The organism is Xanthomonas sp. NCPPB 3959 (genome assembly GCF_056675575.1).
Genome location: NZ_JBWWVR010000006.1, coordinates 93,502 through 114,261 on the forward strand (window position 1 = coordinate 93,502; position 20,760 = coordinate 114,261).

14 protein-coding genes and 1 other RNA gene are annotated in these 20,760 nt (G+C 65.5%); 10 read left to right on the plus strand and 5 right to left on the minus strand.

Features of this window, described 5'->3' with window-relative positions:
• Positions 1-111 precede the first annotated feature (111 nt).
• A complete protein-coding gene (locus AC1KVG_RS08950; RefSeq protein ID WP_481094172.1) occupies positions 112-1,923 on the minus strand; it encodes a monovalent cation:proton antiporter-2 (CPA2) family protein in 1,812 nt (603 codons plus the stop codon).
• A gap of 557 nt (positions 1,924-2,480) precedes the next feature.
• Between AC1KVG_RS08950 and mgtE the strand changes: the two genes are divergently transcribed.
• On the plus strand, positions 2,481-3,848 hold the full coding sequence (gene mgtE, locus AC1KVG_RS08955) for a magnesium transporter (RefSeq protein ID WP_481094173.1): 1,368 nt from the start codon (positions 2,481-2,483) through the stop codon (positions 3,846-3,848).
• A gap of 91 nt (positions 3,849-3,939) precedes the next feature.
• Here the strand turns inward: mgtE and AC1KVG_RS08960 are convergent, their stop codons facing one another.
• The 3 genes from AC1KVG_RS08960 to AC1KVG_RS08970 all read right to left on the minus strand — a co-directional run bounded on the left by AC1KVG_RS08960 (position 3,940) and on the right by AC1KVG_RS08970 (position 8,261).
• A complete protein-coding gene (locus AC1KVG_RS08960) occupies positions 3,940-6,279 on the minus strand; it encodes a TonB-dependent hemoglobin/transferrin/lactoferrin family receptor (RefSeq protein WP_481094174.1) in 2,340 nt (779 codons plus the stop codon).
• Between the two features lie 143 nt (positions 6,280-6,422).
• Complete coding sequence (locus AC1KVG_RS08965; protein ID WP_481094175.1) at positions 6,423-7,334, minus strand: EF-hand domain-containing protein; 912 nt, start codon at positions 7,332-7,334, stop codon at positions 6,423-6,425.
• 141 nt (positions 7,335-7,475) lie between these two features.
• Positions 7,476-8,261: a DUF4198 domain-containing protein gene (locus AC1KVG_RS08970; RefSeq protein WP_481094176.1), complete on the minus strand. Its 786-nt coding sequence runs from the start codon at positions 8,259-8,261 to the stop codon at positions 7,476-7,478.
• A gap of 203 nt (positions 8,262-8,464) precedes the next feature.
• Between AC1KVG_RS08970 and AC1KVG_RS08975 the strand changes: the two genes are divergently transcribed.
• The 9 genes from AC1KVG_RS08975 (at position 8,465) to AC1KVG_RS09015 (ending at position 20,110) form a co-directional block, all read left to right on the plus strand.
• On the plus strand, positions 8,465-11,173 hold the full coding sequence (locus tag AC1KVG_RS08975) for a bifunctional acetate--CoA ligase family protein/GNAT family N-acetyltransferase (protein ID WP_104552089.1): 2,709 nt from the start codon (positions 8,465-8,467) through the stop codon (positions 11,171-11,173).
• 106 nt (positions 11,174-11,279) lie between these two features.
• On the plus strand, positions 11,280-12,320 hold the full coding sequence (locus tag AC1KVG_RS08980) for a DUF475 domain-containing protein (RefSeq protein ID WP_006449433.1): 1,041 nt from the start codon (positions 11,280-11,282) through the stop codon (positions 12,318-12,320).
• A 1,367-nt stretch (positions 12,321-13,687) separates the two neighbouring features.
• Complete coding sequence (locus AC1KVG_RS08985) at positions 13,688-16,189, plus strand: ribonucleoside-diphosphate reductase subunit alpha (RefSeq protein ID WP_481094177.1); 2,502 nt, start codon at positions 13,688-13,690, stop codon at positions 16,187-16,189.
• Positions 16,190-16,367: 178 nt separating this feature from the next.
• Positions 16,368-17,411 carry a ribonucleotide-diphosphate reductase subunit beta gene (locus AC1KVG_RS08990; protein WP_006448529.1) on the plus strand — a complete coding sequence of 348 codons (1,044 nt, stop codon included), beginning with the start codon at positions 16,368-16,370 and terminating at the stop codon, positions 17,409-17,411.
• 213 nt (positions 17,412-17,624) lie between these two features.
• Positions 17,625-18,110 carry a flavodoxin gene (locus AC1KVG_RS08995; RefSeq protein ID WP_104552092.1) on the plus strand — a complete coding sequence of 162 codons (486 nt, stop codon included), beginning with the start codon at positions 17,625-17,627 and terminating at the stop codon, positions 18,108-18,110.
• Entirely contained in the window at positions 18,082-18,408 is a 327-nt protein-coding gene (locus AC1KVG_RS09000; RefSeq protein WP_104552093.1) for a thioredoxin family protein, read from the plus strand. The genes AC1KVG_RS08995 and AC1KVG_RS09000 overlap by 29 nt, the downstream gene beginning before the upstream one ends.
• Positions 18,409-18,794: 386 nt before the next feature.
• Positions 18,795-19,202: an acyl-CoA thioesterase gene (locus AC1KVG_RS09005; protein ID WP_481094178.1), complete on the plus strand. Its 408-nt coding sequence runs from the start codon at positions 18,795-18,797 to the stop codon at positions 19,200-19,202.
• A gap of 110 nt (positions 19,203-19,312) precedes the next feature.
• On the plus strand, positions 19,313-19,969 hold the full coding sequence (locus AC1KVG_RS09010; protein WP_481094179.1) for a single stranded DNA-binding domain-containing protein: 657 nt from the start codon (positions 19,313-19,315) through the stop codon (positions 19,967-19,969).
• Positions 19,970-20,034: 65 nt separating this feature from the next.
• A non-coding RNA gene (locus AC1KVG_RS09015) (sX9 sRNA) lies at positions 20,035-20,110 on the plus strand.
• Between the two features lie 66 nt (positions 20,111-20,176).
• Here AC1KVG_RS09015 and AC1KVG_RS09020 read toward each other — a convergent pair.
• Positions 20,177-20,692 (minus strand): hypothetical protein, encoded by a 516-nt coding sequence (locus AC1KVG_RS09020; RefSeq protein ID WP_043889539.1) that lies wholly within the window; start codon positions 20,690-20,692, stop codon positions 20,177-20,179.
• Between the last annotated feature and the right edge of the window lie 68 nt (positions 20,693-20,760).

The following is a 20,760-nucleotide window of genomic DNA, read 5'->3' on the forward strand; positions in this document are numbered from 1 at the left end:
CTGCGATCGTGCGGCGGCTGTGTGTGCAGAAATCCCGTAGGAGCGCGCTCGCGCGCGATGAGGCGTTACCGATAACGCCTCATCGCGCGCGAGCGCGCTCCTACGCAAAGCTCAGCGATCGGGCGTTACCGGTGCGGGTTCGGCATCCACATCCGCCTTGACGTCGGCTTCGAACAGATTCATCAGATCTGCGCGTGCATCGCGCGAGGTCTGGATCACCTTGGCTTCGTCGTCATAGACCAGGTGCTGGCGATGCAGCAACTCTTCGTCGTGCTGGCGGAACCGTTTGACGTGATCCTTGGCAACCGCTTCGCCCAGGCCGAGCGAGGTGAGCACGCGTTCGCTCAGCTCCAGGCTGGAGGCGAATACCTCGCGGAACGGTTCGGCGCCCAGATCCATCAGTTTCCAGGCGTGCTGGCGATTGCGTGCACGTGCCAGCACCGTGGCCTGCGGGTACAGGCGGCGGATCAGCCGCACCGCCTTGATGTTGGTTTCCGGGTCGTCCACCGCGATCACGAACACCTTGATGCGGTCGGCACCGGCGGCGCGCAGCAGTTCCGGGCGGGTGGGGTCGCCGTAGTACAACTGGCTGCCGAAGCGGCGCAAATCTTCCACGGTGTCCGGATTGTGTTCCAGCGCCACGAACGGCACATGCCGCGCGGTGAGCAGACGCGCGACCACCTGACCGAAGCGGCCCATGCCGGCGACCAGCACCTTGGGCGTTTGCGCATCGATGGTGTCGAACGGGCGTTCGGACTTGGGCGCATGCAGCCGCAGCGGCCCGTTGAGGATGCGCTGCATGCCCAGCAGCAACACCGGCGTCAGCGCCATCGACACGCCGACAATGGCCACCAGGCGGTCGTGGTTGGCGCGCTCCAGCAAGCCGACGCGATCGGCTTCGTTGAACACCACAAAGGCGAATTCGCCGCCCAGCCACAACACGCTGCCCAGCATCAGGCTACTGCGCAGCGGCAGCTTGGCCACGCTTCCGATACCGACCAGCAGCGAGAACTTCACCACCAGCAGGATCGCCACGCCGCTGGCGATCAGCCATGGCTCGGCGACCACCCGGTTCAGATCGATGCCCATGCCGACCGAGATGAAGAACAGCCCCAGCAGCAGGCCTTCGAATGGCTCGATCTGCGATTCGAGCTCGTGGCGGAATTCCGAATCGGCCAGCAGCACACCAGCCAAAAACGCGCCCAGGCTGGCGCTCAATCCGGCTTCCTGCATGATCCAGGCGGTGCCCAGCACCACCAGCAAGGCGCTGGCGGTGAACACTTCCGGCATGCGCGTGCGCGCCACCATATTGAACAGATAGCGCAGCACGAAGCGCCCGCACAGGATCACCAGCGCCAATGCCGCGACCGCCTTGGCCACATCCGGCCATGCCAGCGTGGCGTTCTTGCTGCCACCGAGCAGCGGAATGGCGGCCAGCAATGGAATGGCGATCAGATCCTGAAACAGCAAAATGGCGAACGCCAGGCGCCCGTAGTCGCTGCCCAGCGCCTTGCGTTCAGCCAGCAGCTGCAGGCCCACCGCAGTGGACGACAACGCCAGCGCCACGCCGACGATCAACGCGCTCTTCCAGCCCAGATTGCCGAGCATCAGCAAGCCGCCCAGGATCAGCGTGGTCACCACCACCTGGGTGGCGCCGGCGCCGAACACCGAATGGCGCATCACCTTCAAACGTGACGGCGACAGTTCCAGGCCGATCACGAACAGCAGCATCACCACACCGATTTCGGCTGCGCCGCTGATGCGTTCGGCGTCCTGCACCACGCCCACGCCGTCGGGCCCGAGCACCACACCGGCGACCAGATAGGCCAATACCGCGCCCAGCCCGAAGCGCTTGAACACCGGCACCGCCACGATGGCGGCCAGCATCAGCACCAGAGCCAGTTCCAGACCGCCGCTATGCATGCGCACTCTCCGTTGAGGTGCGCATTATGCCGCGCACTGCCGCTGACCAGCTGGCACCGACGTGCCAGAGTCGCCGGCAATGCGCAGCGGCCACGGGTTTGCGATAGCCGGTTTGCTGCTTCCGATCAGCGCGTCGGTGGCAGCGTGTCTGGAGCCAAGCGTGGCCCTCGGCAGCGCTGGCCGGCAAGCGTGTTCAAGGCCGCGGCCAGCGCACCGGTGTCGCAACCACAGCACGCATGTGCGCCGTCGGCCCACGCTCGCTGCCATCTCGATGAGACGCATCCTCCTGCGCATGCTGCGCATGCTGCGCATCGGCAAGATCGGCGGACTGCACGCTCGCTTAAACGTGCTTTGTGCGAGCCATTGACCAAGCCGGCTCAGGCGCGCAGACTGCGCCCCGCCGCCGCCCGGATCACCGGTTCGGTAGGCACTTCTCGGAGCCTTTCTCATGTCCAGCGACAGTCACCCTAGACCCGGGTCGATGACCCAGCTGGCGCGCGCCTGAGGCTTTGGGTTCGCCGGCTGTCATCGACGACGGTCGTCACCAGGCGAACCCCATGTACAACGAAACCCTGCGCCTTGCCCAAGGCGTCAACGCCTTGATCGCACCCCTGGCCGAGCGCAACACGGCCGATGCGGTGGAATATCTCAACACCCTCGACCGCGACGATGCGGCCCAGGTGCTGGCCGCGCTGCCGCAACCGCGTGCGGTGAAACTGCTCGAACAACCCGAGCTGCACGATGCCAGTGCATTGGTGGCGCAACTGCCGGCCGAACAGGCTGCCTCCTTGCTCGGGCAAATGGCCGACGACCGCGCCACCGACATCTTCCACGGCCTGGACGCCGAGCAGCGCGCGCCGCTGCTGTGGCTGCTCAGTGCCGAGGCGCGGCTGTCGATCCAGGCCTTGATGCGCTACCCGCCCAACACCGCCGGCGCGCTGATGACCACCGAGTTCGTGGCGGTGCCGGCCGATTGGACGGTAGGCCGCACCCTGCAGCACATCCGCGAGGTGGAGCGCAGCCGCGAGACGGTCTATGCGATCTATCTGTTGGACCCGCACAGCCGCGTGCTGACCCAGGTGGTCACCATGCGCCGGCTGATCACCGGCGCAGACGACGCACCGATCCTGGACGTGGCGCAGGTCAACCCGCCGGTCACGGTGGACCCGGCGCTGGACCAGGAGGAAGTCGCACGGCTGATCCGTCGCCACGACTTGCTCGCGATCCCGGTGGTGGATGCGCACGGCCACATGCTCGGCATCGTCACCGTGGACGATGTGCTGGATGCACTGATCGCCGAATCCACCGAGGACGTGCACAAGTTCGGCGGCATGGAGGCGCTGGACAAGCCCTACATGCAGATTGGCTTTGGCCAGATGATCAAGAAGCGCGCCGGTTGGCTGAGCGTGCTGTTCCTGGGCGAAATGCTCACCGCCAGCGCGATGCAGCACTTCGAGGACGAGCTGTCCAAGGCGGTGGTGCTGACCCTGTTCATTCCGCTGATCATGAGCTCGGGCGGCAACTCCGGCTCGCAGGCCACCTCGCTGCTGATCCGCTCGCTTGCGTTGCGCGAAATCCGCCTGGGCGACTGGTGGAAAGTGGCCCTACGCGAGCTGCCCACCGGGCTGACCCTGGGCACGATCCTGGGCCTGCTGGCGATCGTGCGCATCACCATCTGGCAGACCGCCGGCCTGTACGACTATGGCCCGCACTGGCAGATGGTGGCGCTGACCATCGGCGCGGCCCTGATCGGCATCGTCACCTTCGGTTCGCTGTCCGGCTCGATGCTGCCATTCGTGCTGCAACGGCTCGGCTTCGACCCGGCAAGTGCCTCGGCACCGTTCGTGGCCACGCTGGTGGATGTCACCGGCTTGGTGATCTATTTCAGCATCGCTGCGGCGATTCTCAGCGGCACGTTGTTGTAGCGCGGAGAGGTGATGGCCAGGCCGTATTGCCTGGTCCACTCCGCATCGCTGCACGGCGTGCCGTGCAGCGATGCGGGGCGGCGAGCGCCGGTCAGAAGTTCACGTACAACGTGGCGCGCACATTGCGGCCAGGTTCGCTGTAGCGGCCGATGCCGTCGTCGGTGGCATAGCCGTACAGATAGAAATCGCCACGGGTGACGTTGCGGATGCGCGCCCACTGCGAATAGCGCTCGTCGAACAGGTTGTACACGCCCAGATTGACCCGCACATGCGCGTTGAAGCGGTAGCTGCCGAACAGATCGACCACGCTGTAGGCGTCGCTGAGGAACGGCTCGGCCGGGACGCCGAAGATATCGTTCTCCACATTGACGTCCTTGGCCTTCTTGGCCAGCGCATGGGTGATGTTGGCGGTGACGCGCAGGCGCTCGTCCAACCCCTGCCAGCTGAGGCCGAGCACGCCGCGATCGGGATTGATGCTGTCCAGCGGGCGGCCGTCTTCCAGCTCGCCCTGGTTGTGGGTCCATGCCGCGCGCAGCAGCCAGGCGTCGCCGAGCTTGAATTGCGCATCCAGTTCCACGCCCTTGACCTCGACCTGGCCGACATTGAGCAGCGTGGTGTAGGCGTAGCCGTTGCGCACGGTGCACACGCCGCGGGTACAGGTCTGGTAGAGCGTGCCGGCGTTGGCGGTGACGGTCTCGCTCTGGATGAAATCGTCGTAGCGGTCGCGGAACACCGACAGGCCCACGCGCGCCCACTCGCTCTCCCAGCGCCAGCCCAGTTCCAGATTGAGGCTGCGCTCGGCTTCGAGCGCGGGATTGGCGGCCACGGTAGGCACATTGACGGTGTTGCCGGTCGCAACTTCAGTCAGCGCGGTGATGCTGGTGGGGGCGTACATCTCGGCGGTGCTCGGCGCCCGGAAGCCGCGCCCGGCCTGGAACCACAGCGTCTGCTGCGGGGTGACGGCGTAGCTGATGCCGGCCTGCCAGGTCGGTGCGGCGAAGCTCACTTCGCGCACCGTGCCGGTGGTGTCGATAAAGGTAGGCGACAGCGTCGGTGCGTAGCGGTAATGGTCGTAGCGCGCACCCAGGGTGAGCTGCAGGCGGTCGTCGAGCAGGCCGATGCGGTCGCGCAGGTACACGCTCCAGGTGTCGGCATCGGTCTTGGGCACCTGCGCCGGGTCGACGGTGGCGGTGTCCAGCGTGCCGGTGTTGTTCCAGCGGTAGTCGATCGCACTGAAATCGATGCTGCGGCGTTGCCAGGCGGCGCCATACAGCAGTGATTGCGACCAGCCGTTGCCATGCACCAGCTTGTCGAAGTCGACCGCGAGGCGGTCCAGGGTCTGCTCGGTGTCGCGGTCTTCGGCACGCCGGCAGGGCAGCGCCACCGTGCAGCGGGTGGTGGCGGCCGTGGCCGGGGTGCTCGAGCTGCCGCTCTGGGTAAGAATGCGAGTGGTGCCGCGGCTCTCGGTCTGCTGGCGGTCCAGCTGCGCTTCGAGGGTGTCGAACAGCGCGTTGTTCGCGTTCCAGATGTAGCGCAGGCCGTAGCGGTCACGGTCGTTGCTGTCCTCGCCGATGCGTTCGGCGTAGCTGGGCGCGCTGACGCGGCTCAGGTTGTCGACCCGGTTCTGCGAGCGGTTGCGTTCGTAGACCACGCCGACGCGGTGTTGCGCGTTGGGCACCACGTCGAGCTTGGCCAGCACGTTGTCGCTTTCACTGTCGATCGGGTCGGGCGTGCGCCGCGCGCTGCCGGTGTCGATCTCGGCGCTGGAATACCAGCCCTCCGATTCGTGGCCCTCGCGGCGGGTGTAGGTCAGCATCGATTCGACGATGCCTGTGCGGTTGGCCACGGTGATATTGCCGAGCAGTTGGTCGTTGTGGCCGGTGTAGCCGGTCTTCAGGCCGACATAGCTGTCGTTGCCCTGCGCCTTGAGGTAGTCGTAGGGATCCTTGGTGGTGAACACCACCGCGCCGCCGAGCGCGCCGCTGCCTGCACTGATGGAGTCGGCGCCCTTGACGATGTCCACGCTCTTGAGCGAGTCCACATCCACGCCGCCGCGGCCCGCGCGGAAGAACTCGTAGTCGCGCGCGGTCTCCACACCTTCGGCCATCGACAGGCCGTCGATGGTCATCGCCACGCGGTCGCCTTCCAGGCCGCGGATGTTGAAGCCGTTTTCGCCGAAGCGGCCCATGTCGGCGATGCTCACGCCGGGGATGTAACGCACCAGGTCTTCCATGCTTTCCGCCTGTTCGTGCTGCAACTGCGCGGTGTCGAGGGTGGTGACGTTCTGGTTGGTGGAGGCGCGCTTGTCGCGTGCGGCCTTCACTTCCACCGGGTCGAAGGTGGTGGCGTCGGCGGGTGCCTGTTCGGCATGCAGCGGGAAGGCCAGGCCGGCGGCGATCGCCAGGGCCAGCAGGGTCGGTGTCGAGGTCATCGTGGAGTCCACAGTCAGGAAAGAGGAATGGGCGCCGGAGGGCGCAGACCTGGCTGTGGGCGGCAGGGGACGGCCGCGTGGCTGGGTGGGGCCCGCCAGTGGCGGGCCGGGCGCTGCGGGCAGCGAAGCCCGCGGCGGGAAAGTCAGTCGGCGCGAGCCGGTGTGGCGGCCGGCGCTGGCGCAATTGCAGTTGCAGTTGCAGGAGCAGGCAACGCGGCATCGCTGGCATCGACCACGCCGTCGTGATTGCGGTCGACGCGGGCGAAGGTGCGCAGGCCCGAGGCCTGGTACTCGGCGAAGCTCATGCGCTGGTCCTTGTCGGTGTCGAGCACCTTGAAGCGCACATGCACCTGGCGGTCGTCAGCCAGTTCGAGCGCGGTGAGGCGGCGGTTGAGGCGGTCTTCGAATTCGACTCTGTACTCGTCCAACGACAGCGTACCGTTGCGGTCGCCGTCGGCGCCGGCAAACTGCGCCTTGCGCAGGTCTGCGTATTCCGCCTCGCCTACCTTTCCGTCGCCGTTCTCGTCGTACAGCGCGAGAAAGCCCTCGGCCGAGCCGCTGTCGGGCATGCCGGGGCGGCCGCCATCGCGGTCGAAGGCGGCCGTTGTGTCGCCCGACGCAGCCTTGGCAGCGGCCTTCAACGCCGCCTGTCCGCGCGCCCAGTCCTGCGCACCGGCCGCATCGAATTCGGCACGCGACACCTGCCCGTTGCCATCGGCATCCAGTGCCGCAAAGCGGGTCTTGCCCTGTGCGGCCTGTGCGCTGCGTTCCTGCTCCAGCGCACGCTGGCGGCGCTCGCGGAACTCGCCCACGTATTCGTCCTCGTCGACCGTGCCGTCGTGGTTGCGGTCGGTGGCATCGAAGCGGCTGCGGCGAAAGTTCGCAAAATCGGCGGTGGTAATGCGGCCGTCGCGAGCGTCGTCATGCTGGGTGATGAAGGCCTGCACGTTGTTGCCGTGGCCGCCGAGCAGCGGGCGCGGCTCGGATTGGGCGAGAGCGGTAGCAGGAAGCAGCAGCGCGCACAGGCACGCGCCGGCCAGGGAGCCAGTGTTCATGGATTGCCTCTTGATGGGGAAAACGATGCCGGGCCGTGGCGTTGGCTGGGCCTGCAGGTGGATCGCGATGCCGGGCGGAGGGATCGCGCCGGTGGAGTCATGCCGCCAGGGCGACGTAACCGCCGCAGCGGTTGCGCGGCGCTATTGTTCGAGTACCTGAAACGTCAGCGTGGTGCTGTTGCTGTACTCGCGCACCGGGGCGTCGGCCGGCGCCGGGGTGCGGTGGCGGGTCAGCGCCAACCAGGTGCCGGCGCGGTCCAGCTTCAAGGTTGCACGGCCGGCCGCGTCGGTGGTCACGCTGATCGACGTCGGCTTGCGATCGGAGGTCCACACCGCCTCGCTGATGTCCACGGTCTGCTTGGCCAGCGGCACGCCGTCGTATTGCACCGTGAAGACGAAGTTCTCGCCGACATACAGGTCGTTGGGATGCGTCACCGGCACCAGTTCCAGGCCCTGGTTGCGTGGCGCCAGCGCGCTGCGATCGGGTTTGCCGACGCTCAGATAGGTTTCCGCCAGGGTGCGCGACTGGAAGCTGGCGATCAGCGTGGCGCCCTTGGGCATGGCCACTTTCGGGTCGCGCACGGTCTCGCGCTTGCCGTCCAGTTCCCAGGTGCGGAATTGAGCACCCACACGCAGGCCGGTGCTGACCCGGTAGGTGCCGGGCTGTTTGCCCAGGGTGTGTTCGACGACGGTGCGGGTGTCGAGCGCCTGCACGCGGAGCGGTGCGACGTCGCGCCCATCGGGTCCGGTGATGCTGAAGCGGCTCTGGTCGAAGGCCGCTTCCGGGACGAAGAAGGTCTCGGCAAAGGCCGCGTCCAGGGTCACCGTCTGACCGGGCTGGGGGGCGAAGGTGTTGGGTGCCAGATAAGGCGTGTGCGCAGAGGCAGAGGCGGCAAGCAGCAGCGCCGACAAGGTCAGCAGTTTCATGGGGGGCCCTGTTCCGAATGAGTCGCTGGCGGCATGGGCGCGGGGCGGCGCTGAAAGCTGGCTGACCACGCAATATTAACGAAAATGCGAATCGTTCACAACAAGTGTGTGGACGCGGTCGCTATCCTGCAGCCCTCGGGTCGATGACGTCGGCTTGGGCCGACGTGTACCGTGTCCGCTTCCCCCGTCGTCGTCGTTGCCCCATGAGCACCTATCACCTGCAGCAGGTCTTTCGTCCCACCACCGTGGCGGTGGTGGGCGGCAGTCCGCGCGATCGCTCGGCCGGACGCGCGGTGGTGCGCAACCTGCGCGCGGCCGGGTTTCCCGGGCAGATCGGCTGGGTGAGCCCGCGTTACAGCGAGATCGACGGCGTGCGTACGGTGGCGCGGCTGACCGATCTGGCCTGGGTGCCGGACCTGGTGGTGATCACCGCGCCGGCGCGCATCGTGCCGCGCATCGTCTCGATTGCCGCACGGCGCGGGGTGGCCGCGGCGATCATCCTGACTGCAGGTCTCGGCAGCGGCCCCGGCTCGCCGGCCGCGCGCATGGAAGCCTCGGCGCGGGCCAAGGGCATGCGCATTCTCGGCCCGCACTGCCTGGGTGTGATCGCCCCGCATGCACGGCTCAATGCCAGCATCGCCGCGCATTGCCCGCAGGCCGGCGACCTGGCGCTGATTTCCGAATCCAGCGCGATTGCCGCCGCGCTGGTGGAATGGGGCGTGGCGCGCTCGGTCGGGTTCTCGGCGGTGGTGTCGCTGGGCGATACGCTGGATGTGGACTTCGGCGATCTGCTCGACTACTTCGCCACCGACTACCGCACCCGCGCGATCCTGCTGTATGTCGAACGCATCGGCGATGCGCGCAAGTTCATGTCGGCCGCACGCGCCGCCGCGCGCGCCAAGCCGGTGGTGGTGGTCAAGTCCGGCCGCCAGTTCCGCATCAATCCCAATGCCGATACCCACGCACAGGCGCTGGCCGGCTCGGATGCGGTGTATGGCGCCGCGTTCGCGCGTGCCGGCCTGTTGCGGGTGGGCGCGCTGGACGAGTTGTTCGCCGCCGCCGAAACGCTGGGCCGGCTCGGCAGTTTTCCCGGCCGGCGCCTGGCCATCCTCAGCAATGGCGGCGGGGTGGGGCAACTGGCGGTGGACCAGTTGGTGCTGCGCGGCGGCACCCTGGCCGAGCTGTCGGCCAAGACCCTGGAGCGGCTCGATCAATCGCTCCCCGAAGGCTGGTCGCGCAGCAATCCGGTGGACATCATCGTCGACGCCGATGGGCCGCGTTACGCCGCCGCGATCGAAGCGCTGCTGGACGACCCCGAGAACGACGCGCTGCTGGTGGTCAACGTGCCGACCGCGTTCACCTCCTCGGCCGATGCGGCCAAGGCGTTGACCCGCGCGCTGGACCAACGCGACCGCTATCAGCGCGAAAAACCGGTGTTTGCGGTGTGGCTGGGCCAGGACGATGCGGCGATCGCCGCGCTCAATGCCGCGCGCGTGCCCACCTACGCCACCGAATCGGATGCGGTGCGCGGCTTCACCCACCTGGTGCGCTATCGCGAGGCGCAGGCGGCGTTGATGGAAACCCCACCCAGCCTGCCGGAAGACTTCGTGGTGGATGCCGGCATCGCCCGCGCGGTGGTCGATGAAGCCTTGGCCGCCGGCCGCCGTTGGCTGGATCCGGTCGCCACCAACCGGCTGCTGGCCGCCTACGGCATCCCGATCGTGCCGCTGCAGGTGGCCGCCACCGCCAACGAAGCCGCATTGCTGGCCGACCCGCTGCTAGCTGTCGGCCGCACGGTGACCTTGAAGGTGTTGTCCAACGACATCGCGCACAAGTCCGATGTCGACGGCGTGCGCCTGAATCTGTCCAGCGTGGCGGCGGTACGCGAAGCGGCGGCCGGTATCCTGGCGCGCGCGCGCGCCGCGCAGCCCGATGCGGTCATCGATGGGGTGATCGTGCAGCCCACCGTGCTGCGGCCCAAGGCGCGCGAACTGATCGCCGGCATTGCCGACGACCCGGTGTTCGGCCCGGCGATCGTGTTCGGGCGCGGCGGCACCGCGGTGGAAGTGATCAACGACCGCGAGCTGGCGCTGCCGCCGCTGGACCTGCGTCTGGCGCACGAGTTGATCGGGCGCACGCGGGTCTCGCGCATCCTCAAGGCCTACCGCGATGTGCCGGCCGCCGACGAGCGCGCGGTGGCGCTGGTGTTGGTCAAGCTGGCGCAGCTGGCCGCCGACATCCCTGAAATCACCGAGCTGGATATCAATCCGCTGCTGGCCGACCGCGATGGCGTGATCGCGCTGGACGCGCGCGTGGCGGTGGCGCCGGCGCGCAAGCTGCATAAAGGCCGCGGCCATCCGCGCTTTGCGATCTTTCCGTATCCGAAGGAATGGGAGCGCCAGATCGCGCTCGGCGATGGAACCCACGCGTTGGTGCGCCCGGTCCGCCCGGAAGACGACGCGCTGTTTCGCGCCTTCTTCGCGCGGGTCACCGACGAAGACCTGCGGTTGCGGTTCTTCCAGTCGGTCAAGCATTTCAGCCACGAATTCATCGCGCGGCTGACCCAGCTCGATTACGCGCGCTCGATCGCACTGGTGGCCATCGATCCCAAGAGCGGCGACATGCTCGGCGCGGTGCGCCTGCATGCCGACGCCGATTACGAAGGCGGCGAGTACGGCATCCTGATCCGCTCCGACCTCAAGGGCCACGGCATCGGCTGGCAGCTGATGCGCATCATGATCGAGTACGCGCGCTGGCTGGGCCTCAAACAGATCGAAGGCCAGGTGCTGCGCGAGAACCGCACCATGCTGGCGATGTGCCAGAGCCTGGGCTTCGGGGTCCGCCCGGATCCCGACGATGCGACCCTGATGGCGGTGACACTCCCTATAATGGGCGAGCCGCGCCCGGCCTGACCCTAGCGTCACGCCGCGGTTCCCCCTCCTCACCGCATGCCGGATCTGCCGGGCCTTGCCCTGGCCCGTTGCTCCGGCTGTCGTCTCGGCCCGCCTGGGAGTGTCAATGTTTCGCGATTTCAGAATGTCGTTCTTGGTTACAGCCGTCTGCCTGGGCGTTGCTGCCTGGTGGGGCCACACCACCTCGATGGGCCTGTGGCAGGCGCTTTGGCTATGCCTGGTGCTGAGCGTGCTGGAAGTGTCGTTGTCGTTCGACAACGCAGTGGTCAACGCCGGTGTGCTCAAGCACATGAACGCGTTCTGGCAGAAGCTGTTCCTGACCGTGGGCATCCTGATCGCGGTGTTCGGCATGCGCCTGGTGTTTCCGATCGTGATCGTGTCGGTGGCCACCGGCATGGGCCTGGTGCCGGTGATGCAGATGGCGCTGAAGGAGCCGGACCGCTACAGCCAGGTGTTGACCGACAACTACCCGTCCATCGCTGCCTTCGGTGGCATGTTCCTGTTGCTGGTGTTCCTCAACTTCCTGTTCGACCAGGAGCGCAAGCTGCACTGGCTCGGGCCGGTGGAGCGGTTGGTCGGCAAGCTGGGCAAAGCCGATGCGATGTCGGTGATCGTGGCGGTGACGGTCCTGCTGTGCACCAAGCTGTTCCTGCCCGATGCGGTCTTCCAGAGCGTGCTGTTCGCCGGCCTGGGCGGCATCCTGCTGTATCTGCTGGTGGGCAGCGTGGATGCCTTGTTCGAGTCCGAAGAGAGCGAAGACGGCATGGGCCCGGCCAAGCGCTCGGGCATCGCCGCGTTTTTGTATCTGGAAGTGCTGGACGCTTCGTTCTCGTTCGATGGGGTGATCGGTGCGTTCGCGATCACCCGCGATGTGGTCATCATCATGCTGGGCCTGGCGATCGGCGCGATGTTCGTGCGCTCGATGACGGTCTACCTGGTGCACAAGGGCACGTTGGACGAATTCGTGTTCCTGGAGCACGGCGCGCATTACGCCATCGGCGTGCTGGCGATCATCATGCTGGTCGGCACCGTGTACCACGTGCCGGAAGTGCTGACCGGCCTGATCGGGGTGGCCTTCATTGCCGCCTCGGTGTGGTCGTCGATCCGCTACCGCAAGCGCCACCACGTCGGCCCGACCGAGATCTGATGCCGCTCACGGGCCGCGCTCAGGGCGTAATGCTGTTCACTTAAGATCGGCTCGCAAGCGTTTTCGTGGTCATTGGGTAGGTGCCGCTGGATCTGTGGCTTGGCTGCAGGGCCCTTGCCCGCCCACCATCGCGGGACACGCCGCAAGTACGTCCGTGTAGGCTCTTACGCGGCATCCATGCCGCGTAAGGTCCCGCGACGGTGGGCGGACAAGGACCAGTCGAGTTGGTCGGTGTGCGCGGTTTTCGATAAAGCAACCGACTAACTTTCTGGTGCAGTGTCCTCGCCGCGCCCTCGACGCTGTGAGTTTGCTGCAGGGCCCTTGCCCGCCCACCCTCGCGGGACACGCCGCAAGTACGTCCATGTAGGCTCTTACGCGGCATCCATGCCGCGTAAGGTCCCGCGACGGAGGGCGGGCAAGGACCAGTCGAGTTGATCGGTGTGCATAGCTTTCAATAAAACAGTCAGCAAACTGTCTGGTGCGGTGTCCTCGCCGATTGCCGGACCGTGTGGCGGCATGGATGCCGCCACCGAGCATCCAGGGATGGATTCACGGCGTGTCCCGCGAGCGGTGAGGGCACCGCGCCCTCGACCTAGATTCGGCAATGGCGAGCTCCTCGCGTTGCCGGGGGGCCGCGTGACATCGCTCCGCGTCGGTCAATCGCCCGGGCGATGCCTGGTTGTAGGGCTCCGCGCTGATGAAGGGCATTGGCGCGTGTTGCGGATATGCCGCCGTCAGACCAGGCGCGCCAAGCGTGCGGTGCCGCCTGAGGCAGTCACGGCCAACTGTGACCGGCTTCAGCATCGATGCGTGTCGGAGCCAACCCAACCGGACCCAACTGGTCGATAGAAATGCCGGTTTAGGCCTTGACTGCGCAGTCCACTTGGACAGGTTCGCAGCCTCCCGCCGACCGTTCGTCAGACAGTGCTTTGTGCCACAAGGGTTTGCGGGTTTTTCCCACATTTGGTGTTGACCCCTCCCTAGCACCCCACTATCTTGGGGGAGTCGGTGGTTGGTCGCCCCAAGGCGTCCGGACCAGTGAGAGCATGATTTGCAGCAGGTTGCCAATCAAAAGCCTCTCCGCGGCGGCAGCAATGAACGATCACAGCCATCCGGGCGTCGCCTGGAGCAGGCGGCGTGGTCTCGTTGCGCCGCTGTTGTTTCGCCACCGACCACTGCGCGACAGCACACCGCGCGGTGGCGGCCGTGGAATCTCCGGTAAGGAGATGGCTGGTGGTGTCGATGCCGCCGCAGACCTTGGGTCTTGCGTGCTGGTCGTCGCCCACCGTCATCGCTGTCCAGGGAGTCCGGAGAATCGGCCGCAGCCCGTCCCCAGCCGGGTTCGTGTGCCTACGCATGGAGGACGCATGACCACCAACGACACCCTTGCCGCGATCGCCGCCGGTACCTTAGCCACCACCCCCAGCGTTCCGGCCAGTGTCGGTGCACCTGGTTGCGGCGCGCCTGAATTGACCGACCCGTCGGATGTTGTGCCGCCCCCCCGCCAAGCCATTGCAATGCACGCACAGACCATCGAAGAACAAACCGTCTCCACCTGGATCACCAAGGAAGCCGGCAACCGCAAGATTCCGTTCGAGCCGGAGCGCCTGGAGCGCGCCATCGACCAGATCCATGCCGAATTCCCGCAGCTGGACGTGGCCGACTACAAGCGTTCGGTGTTCGGCTTTGTCGACCGCAAGGACAGCGTCAACGCCGACGACCTGGTCGACCATCTAATCCGCGAGGCCGAGGCCCGCGTCGATCTGACCACCCCGGAGTGGGAGCACTTCGCTGCGCGTCTGTACCTGCGCCGCCTGTACAAGCGCGCCAGCCGCAACCGGTTCTACGACGCCAGCCAGAAGTACGGCTCGTTCGTCGGCCTGCAGGAGAGCCTGGCCGACCGCAATGTCTATTCCAACGACATCCTGCGCCGCTACTCCAAGGACGAGCTGATCGAAGCCGGCAAGATGATCGAGCCGGAGCGCGACAAGCTGTTTGCCTACAATGGCCTGTACCTGCTGGCCACCCGTTACCTGGCCACCGACAACTCGCGCGGCGTGTTCGAGCTGCCGCAGGAGCGTTGGCTGACGATTGCGCTGTATCTGATGCAGGACGAGATCGGCACCGGCAAGGGCAGCCGCGAGCGCCGCATGCAGCTGGTGGGCGAGGCCTACTGGGCGCTGTCCAACCTGTACATGACCGTGGCCACGCCCACGCTGGCCAATGCCGGCAAGGTCGGCGGCCAGCTGTCGAGCTGCTTCATCGACACCGTCGACGACAGCCTGCAGGGCATCTATGACTCCAACACCGATGTGGCGCGCGTGTCCAAGCACGGCGGCGGCGTCGGCGCGTACCTGGGCTATGTGCGTTCGTCCGGTTCGGCGATCCGCGGCGTGTCCAATTCGTCCGGCGGCGTGGTGCCGTGGATCAAGCAGCTCAACAACACTGCGGTGTCGGTGGATCAGCTGGGCCAGCGCAAGGGCGCCATCGCGGTCTATCTGGATATCTTCCACCGCGACATCGAGTCGTTCCTGGATCTGCGCCTGAACAACGGCGACCAGCGCCTGCGCGCGCACGACGTGTTCACCTCGGTGTGCATCCCGGACCTGTTCATGGAAGCGGTCGAGCGTCGCGGCGACTGGTACCTGTTCGATCCGCACGAAGTGAAGCGCATCAAGGGCTGGTACCTGCAGGACTTCTACGACGAGAAGAAGGGCGACGCCAACAGCAGCTTCCGTCGCAAGTATGAAGAAGTCGTCGCCGACGAGCGCATCACGCGCAAGACCGTCAAGGCGATCGAAATCTTCAAGCGCATCATGGTCAGCCAGCTGGAAACCGGCAACCCGTTCATGTTCTATCGCGATGAAGTCAATCGCAAGAACCCGAACAAGCACGAGGGCATGGTCTATTCGTCCAACCTGTGCACCGAGATCCTGCAGAACATGAGTCCGACGCGGATGATGCAGGAGATCATCAGCGGCAATCAGATCGTCACCACCAAGAAGGCGGGCGACTTCGTCGTGTGCAACCTGTCCTCGATCAACCTGGGCCGCGCGATCATCGCGCAGGACGACCAGGCCGATCTGCTGGGCGCCGACGTGCTGGAGCGCTTGATCCCGATCCAGGTGCGCATGCTCGACAACGTGATCGATCTGAATCAGCTGCCGGTGCCGCAGGCCACCATCACCAACCAGAAGTACCGCGCCATCGGTCTGGGCACCTTCGGCTGGCACCATCTGCTGGCGCAGAAGTCCATCCATTGGAACGCCAAGGAAGCCGAGGATTACAGCGACGAGCTGTACGAGCGCATCAACTATCTGACTGTCCAGGCGAGCATGGAGCTGGCCAAGGAAAAGGGCACCTACAGCGTGTTCCGCGGCAGCGACTGGCACACCGGCGAGTACTTCCGTGCGCGCGACTACAACAGCCCGCAGTGGCTGGAGTTGTCCGCACAGGTGGCCGTCAATGGCGTGCGTAACGCCTGGATGCTGGCGGTTGCGCCGAACATGAGCACCGCGCAGATCGCCGGTTCCACCGCCTCGATCGACCCGATCTACAGCGCGTTCTACTACGAAGAGAAGAAGGACTTCCGTCGTCCGGTCGCCGCGCCGGGCCTGTCGCTGGAAACCTGGCCGTACTACGAAAAGGGCGCCTACAAGGTCGACCAGTTCGCCAGCGTGCGCCAGAACGCGCGTCGTCAGCGCCACATCGACCAGTCGATCAGCTTCAACTTCTACGTGCCCAGCACCATCCGTGCGAGCACGTTGCTGGATCTGCACATGACCGCCTGGCGCGAAGGCCTGAAGACCACGTACTACGTGCGCTCCAACGATATCGACATCAGCGAATGCGAGTGGTGTTCGAGCTAAAGCGCATTCGCGCTTCAGCTCCCCACGGTTCGCTTGCGAACCGTGGGCCCCGGCTCATCAGCTCCCACACCCCGCGCCTTTGGCGCGCCCCCTGACTCAGGGGGCTTTCCTCCAGAACGATTGCTGCCGTCGTCCCTGTTGCACATGTGGGCGACGCCTGAAACACGAGTAGAGACCCATGTCCGCAACACCGCTTGAGCGCATCAAGATCCTGGAGCCGCGTCACCCCAATCGCTCCACCGCCATCATCAATGGCCAGACCTCCGGCATCCTCAACTGGAACGACATCCCGTACCCGTCCTTCTATCGGGCCTACAAGGAGCTGTCGACCAACTTCTGGATCCCCGACGAGGTGGACATGAAGGGCGACGCGCGCCAGTACAACGAGCTGTCGGCGCGCGAAAAGAACGCCTACGATTCGATCATCGGCTTGCTGGCCACGCTGGATTCGCCGCAGACGCGCTTCATCTACAACGTTGCCGAATACATCACCGACCCGGCCGCGCATGCCAATGCCGCGATCATCGGCCAGCAGGAAGTGATCCATAACGAGAGCTACAGCTACGTGCTGGCCTCGATCACCGGCCTGGCCGATCAGAACCGCGTGTTCGAGCTTGCCCGCACGCACCCGACCATCATCAAGCGCAACGCGCCGATCATGGGTGCCTACGACGACTTCCTGCGCGACAAGACGGCCGAAACGCTGATCCGCGCGCTGATCCAGTCCTCGATCCTGGAAGGCATCAACTTCTATTCCGGCTTTGCGTATTTCTACAATCTGGTGCGCCAGAACCGCATGACCGGCACCGGCAAGATCATCAGCTTCATCAACCGCGACGAGCTGGCCCATTCCAAGTTCATCAGCGAACTGATCCGCGCCATCATCGGCGAGAACCAGGCGCTGCAGGGCGACCAGCTCACCGACTACGTGCACAAGGCCTTCGAGCACGCGATCGACCTGGAAACGGTGTGGACGGCCGAAGTGCTGGACGGCATCGACGGCATCGACGTGGACGAGATGATCCGCTACGTGAAGTACCGCGCCAACAAGATGGCCGGCATGCTCGGCATCGAGAAGCTGTACGAAGGCGCCAACGACAACGTGATGCCGTGGATCAAGGCCTACGCCGACAACTTCACCGAGACCAAGACCGACTTCTTCGAAATGCGGAATGCCTCGTACAAGAAGACCAATTCGGATAACGGCTTCGACGATCTGTGAGGAGCCGGGATTCGGGATTTGAGATTTGTTGAAAAAGCAGGGATTCGAGATTTGGGATTCGTCACGGCAGCATCGAAGCGCCTATACGGATCCTGGATTAAAGACTGGGACTTAGACATCTGCAACAAGCACTTGATGCGCTCTTGCGAATCCCCAATCCCGACTCTCAGCGCTTCAACGAATCCCCAATCCCGACTCCCCAATCCCCGCCCCATGAACATCCTGCTTGCACTCGCATCGCTCAGCGGCAACACGCGTGATGTTGCACGCAGTGTGGCCTTGCGCTGCGAAGCCGCTGGTCATGCGGTGACCTGGGTGGAAACCGATGTGCAGACGCTGGCGCAAGTGCCGCACGCGCCGGGACAGTACGAACTGGTTCTGCTCGGTAGCTGGACCGACAACGGTGGCCGTACACCGGCAGAGATGAAACGCTTCATCGTCGAGCTGGTCGAAACGCTGGGCAAGCCACCGCAGGTGGCGGTGTTCGGCACCGGCGAAACGCAGTGGGGCGAAGACTATTTCTGCGGCGCGGTGCACCGTATGGCACAGTTCTTCGCCAGCCCGTTTCCACGTTTGACCATCGAACAGATGCCCCACGGCGTGCGCGATGCGCAGGCCATCGCTACCTGGACCGATGCGGTCCTGGCCCAATGCAAGAATCAATTCCATGATGCAGACCATTACCGTCACCTCGCCTGAGCACTACACCGCCGCCTTGGCTGCGCATCCACGCGCGCTGGTGGATTTCTACAAGGACAACTGCCCGGGCTGCCGCATGCTCGATATGTCGCTGGACAAGTTCGCCGTCAGCGCTGCGGCCGACGGTGTGGCCTTGTTGAAAGTGAAGCTGGAAGTGGTGGGCGAAGAATTTTTCCGCGACCTCGGCCTGCGCCAGACGCCGACGCTGGCGCTGTATCGCGATGGCAGCGAAGTGGCGCGCCTGCCGGGCTTCCAGTCGCCGGCGCAGGTGGAAACCGCGGTCAAGAGCAGCCTCTGAGTCGTCGATGTAACCTATCTTCGATGCGCGTCATCGAAGATCTCGGTACACGCCGCCGTATCGACAAGCGAACGATGACGTGAACTCAGCGCTCTCGTAGGAGCGGCCCCGGCCGCGACCGCATTCCCGATAAAAAACATATCGCGCGCAACGCAGTGCGCGGGCATGCGCCACGCAGACTGCCAGCCATCGACCAATGCAGTTGAGCCAGCAGCATTTCCTCCAACGCGTATCTGCGCCAGCGTAGGCACGACGGACAGCGACACAGCAGCGGCGCTGCGTTCCGGCGGACGCCGCTGCGGCCTGAAGGCATCTCCGGCGCGCGTTCGGCTGTTGCAATCGCTTTGGCACGCAATGGCCGCACATCCCCCTCTTTGGAAACCCGCATGTCAGACAGCCCGCAGACGCCTCCCCCGACCGAAGTGCGCATGGTCGAGATCGTATTCCCCAACCACACCAACCACATGGGCACGTTGTTCGGCGGCCAGGCATTGGCGTGGATGGACAAGGCCGCGTTTCTGGCAGCCTCGCGCTATGCGCGGCGTGCGGTGGTGACCGCGCGTTCGGATCAGGTGGATTTCAAATTGCCGATCCGGCAGGGCCAGATGGTGGAAACCATCGCGCGCGTGGTGTCGGTGGGGCGCAGCTCGATCAAGGTGGAAGTGGAGCTGATCGCCGAGGATCTGCTCAGCGGCGCGCGCGAGCTGTGCACGCGCGGCCACTTCGTGATGATTGCGCTCGGCGCCGATGGCAAGCCGACCACGGTGACGCCGTTGCCCGCACCGCAGGCCTGAACCGCTTGCGGTAGGCGGCAGTGGTGCGCGCGGTAGACTCGGTCTCTTTACTCACAGGAAGTCATGCGATGCGAAGGATCCGCGCACCGCGCTGGATGGCGGTGCTGATGATGACCGCGCTGCTCGGCGCGTGCCGCGCGCCGCTGCCGGCCCAGAGTGACAAGGCCGTTGCGCCGATGGATCCGGATCGCGTGCTGATCGGTCGCATCCAGGGCAGCGCCGACATCAGTCCGCTGCTTGGGAAAAAAGTGGCCATTGAAGGCATCGTGACCCGCAGCCTGGCGGGCGATAGCGACGAGATGGGCCAGGAGCTTGCCGAAACCCTGGGCAATGGCCATCGCGGCAAGGTGGTGGGCTGGTTTGTACAGGACGAAGGCGATGGCGTGGATGCGACCTCCGACGCCGTGTTCGTGCTCGATCAGGGCTATGACACCGGAATCGGTGTACCCGGTGAGAGCGAGTACACGATGCGGATGGGCACGCGCGTACGCACGGGCGACCGGATCAAGGTGCGTGGTGTGGTCGCCGAGGTCGGGCAGGACATCGCGGCCGACCAGCCGCGCAGCAGTGGGCATCAGGTCGGTCGCGGCGACCCGGCGGGCAGCATCACCACGATCGAGGCCGGCTGGATCACCCTGCTGTCGCGCCGTGAGCGCCGGCCGGCGATCGCGTTGGTCGACACGGATCCGGAGCGCAGCGCGGAAGAATCCGCCGAGGCGATGCGTCTACGTGCTCCAGGGTCAGCGGCTGCCATTGCACGACCCTGAGTAAGAGCGGCTATCAAAACTACTGCGCGACAACCAGGCGGGCTAGGCCGGTGCTCGGAATCGGCATGTACCACCCGTACACTCCGGTTCCTCCGCGCCGTCCGCATCCATCTGACGACCACTCGCTACGCTTTGTTAGCCACTGAAAAATAATGACGGCTCTGTCGACCGCTATAGCGCAACGCCATGCGGCCGCGCGCGAAGTGCTTACTCCTCGACTTCGCGGTCCTCGCGCTTGGTTTCTTCCATCGCCTCGGGCTCCAGCTCTTCGGCGCTGCGGTTGAGTTTGACGAATACGCCCCAGGCGATCAGCAGCAGCGCCGCGCACAGGCCAACCGCCGCCGCATACGGCAGCTTGGCCGGGTCGTCGTGCATCAGCTCGAAGATGGACACCAGGGTTTCGATCGCCAGCGCAATCACGATCACCACGAAAAAGCGCGACAGATAGCGCCGCACCCGTGTGGGGCCGCTGACTTTGACATCGCGCAGGATTTCTTCTTCGAAGATGGTCTGGCCCAGTTCCAGCGTGACCAGCGCCACGGTGAGCAGGCCGATCGCCTCCAGCACCACGTTGAAGCGATCGCGCACCACCATGTCGCCGCCGGGGGTAAACCCGTGCCACAGCTCCAGCCCGGCCATCGCCACCAGACCCGCCGCGCACAGCACGAAAAACGCCAGGATCACGAAGTGACCGGCACGGAACAGGTGGCTGAGCAGTTTCATGGCGAGCACGACGGGCGAGGGGATGCAGAGCATCGTGTGCAACGCGTCGTTGCAGCGCGAAGGCAGTG

Excerpts from the sequence above, each read along its gene's own strand:
- AC1KVG_RS09000 (WP_104552093.1), top strand. The coding sequence starts at position 18,082 with ATGCAGACCATTACCGTCACCTCGCCTGAGCACTACACCGCCGCCTTG.
- AC1KVG_RS09020 (WP_043889539.1), bottom strand. The coding sequence starts at position 20,692 with ATGAAACTGCTCAGCCACCTGTTCCGTGCCGGTCACTTCGTGATCCTG.
- AC1KVG_RS08990 (WP_006448529.1), top strand. The coding sequence starts at position 16,368 with ATGTCCGCAACACCGCTTGAGCGCATCAAGATCCTGGAGCCGCGTCAC.
- AC1KVG_RS08980 (WP_006449433.1), top strand. The coding sequence starts at position 11,280 with ATGTTTCGCGATTTCAGAATGTCGTTCTTGGTTACAGCCGTCTGCCTG.
- AC1KVG_RS08975 (WP_104552089.1), top strand. The coding sequence starts at position 8,465 with ATGAGCACCTATCACCTGCAGCAGGTCTTTCGTCCCACCACCGTGGCG.
- AC1KVG_RS08960 (WP_481094174.1), bottom strand. The coding sequence starts at position 6,279 with ATGACCTCGACACCGACCCTGCTGGCCCTGGCGATCGCCGCCGGCCTG.
- AC1KVG_RS08965 (WP_481094175.1), bottom strand. The coding sequence starts at position 7,334 with ATGAACACTGGCTCCCTGGCCGGCGCGTGCCTGTGCGCGCTGCTGCTT.
- mgtE (WP_481094173.1), top strand. The coding sequence starts at position 2,481 with ATGTACAACGAAACCCTGCGCCTTGCCCAAGGCGTCAACGCCTTGATC.
- AC1KVG_RS08970 (WP_481094176.1), bottom strand. The coding sequence starts at position 8,261 with ATGAAACTGCTGACCTTGTCGGCGCTGCTGCTTGCCGCCTCTGCCTCT.
- AC1KVG_RS08995 (WP_104552092.1), top strand. The coding sequence starts at position 17,625 with ATGAACATCCTGCTTGCACTCGCATCGCTCAGCGGCAACACGCGTGAT.
- AC1KVG_RS09005 (WP_481094178.1), top strand. The coding sequence starts at position 18,795 with ATGTCAGACAGCCCGCAGACGCCTCCCCCGACCGAAGTGCGCATGGTC.
- AC1KVG_RS08950 (WP_481094172.1), bottom strand. The coding sequence starts at position 1,923 with ATGCATAGCGGCGGTCTGGAACTGGCTCTGGTGCTGATGCTGGCCGCC.
- AC1KVG_RS08985 (WP_481094177.1), top strand. The coding sequence starts at position 13,688 with ATGACCACCAACGACACCCTTGCCGCGATCGCCGCCGGTACCTTAGCC.
- AC1KVG_RS09010 (WP_481094179.1), top strand. The coding sequence starts at position 19,313 with ATGACCGCGCTGCTCGGCGCGTGCCGCGCGCCGCTGCCGGCCCAGAGT.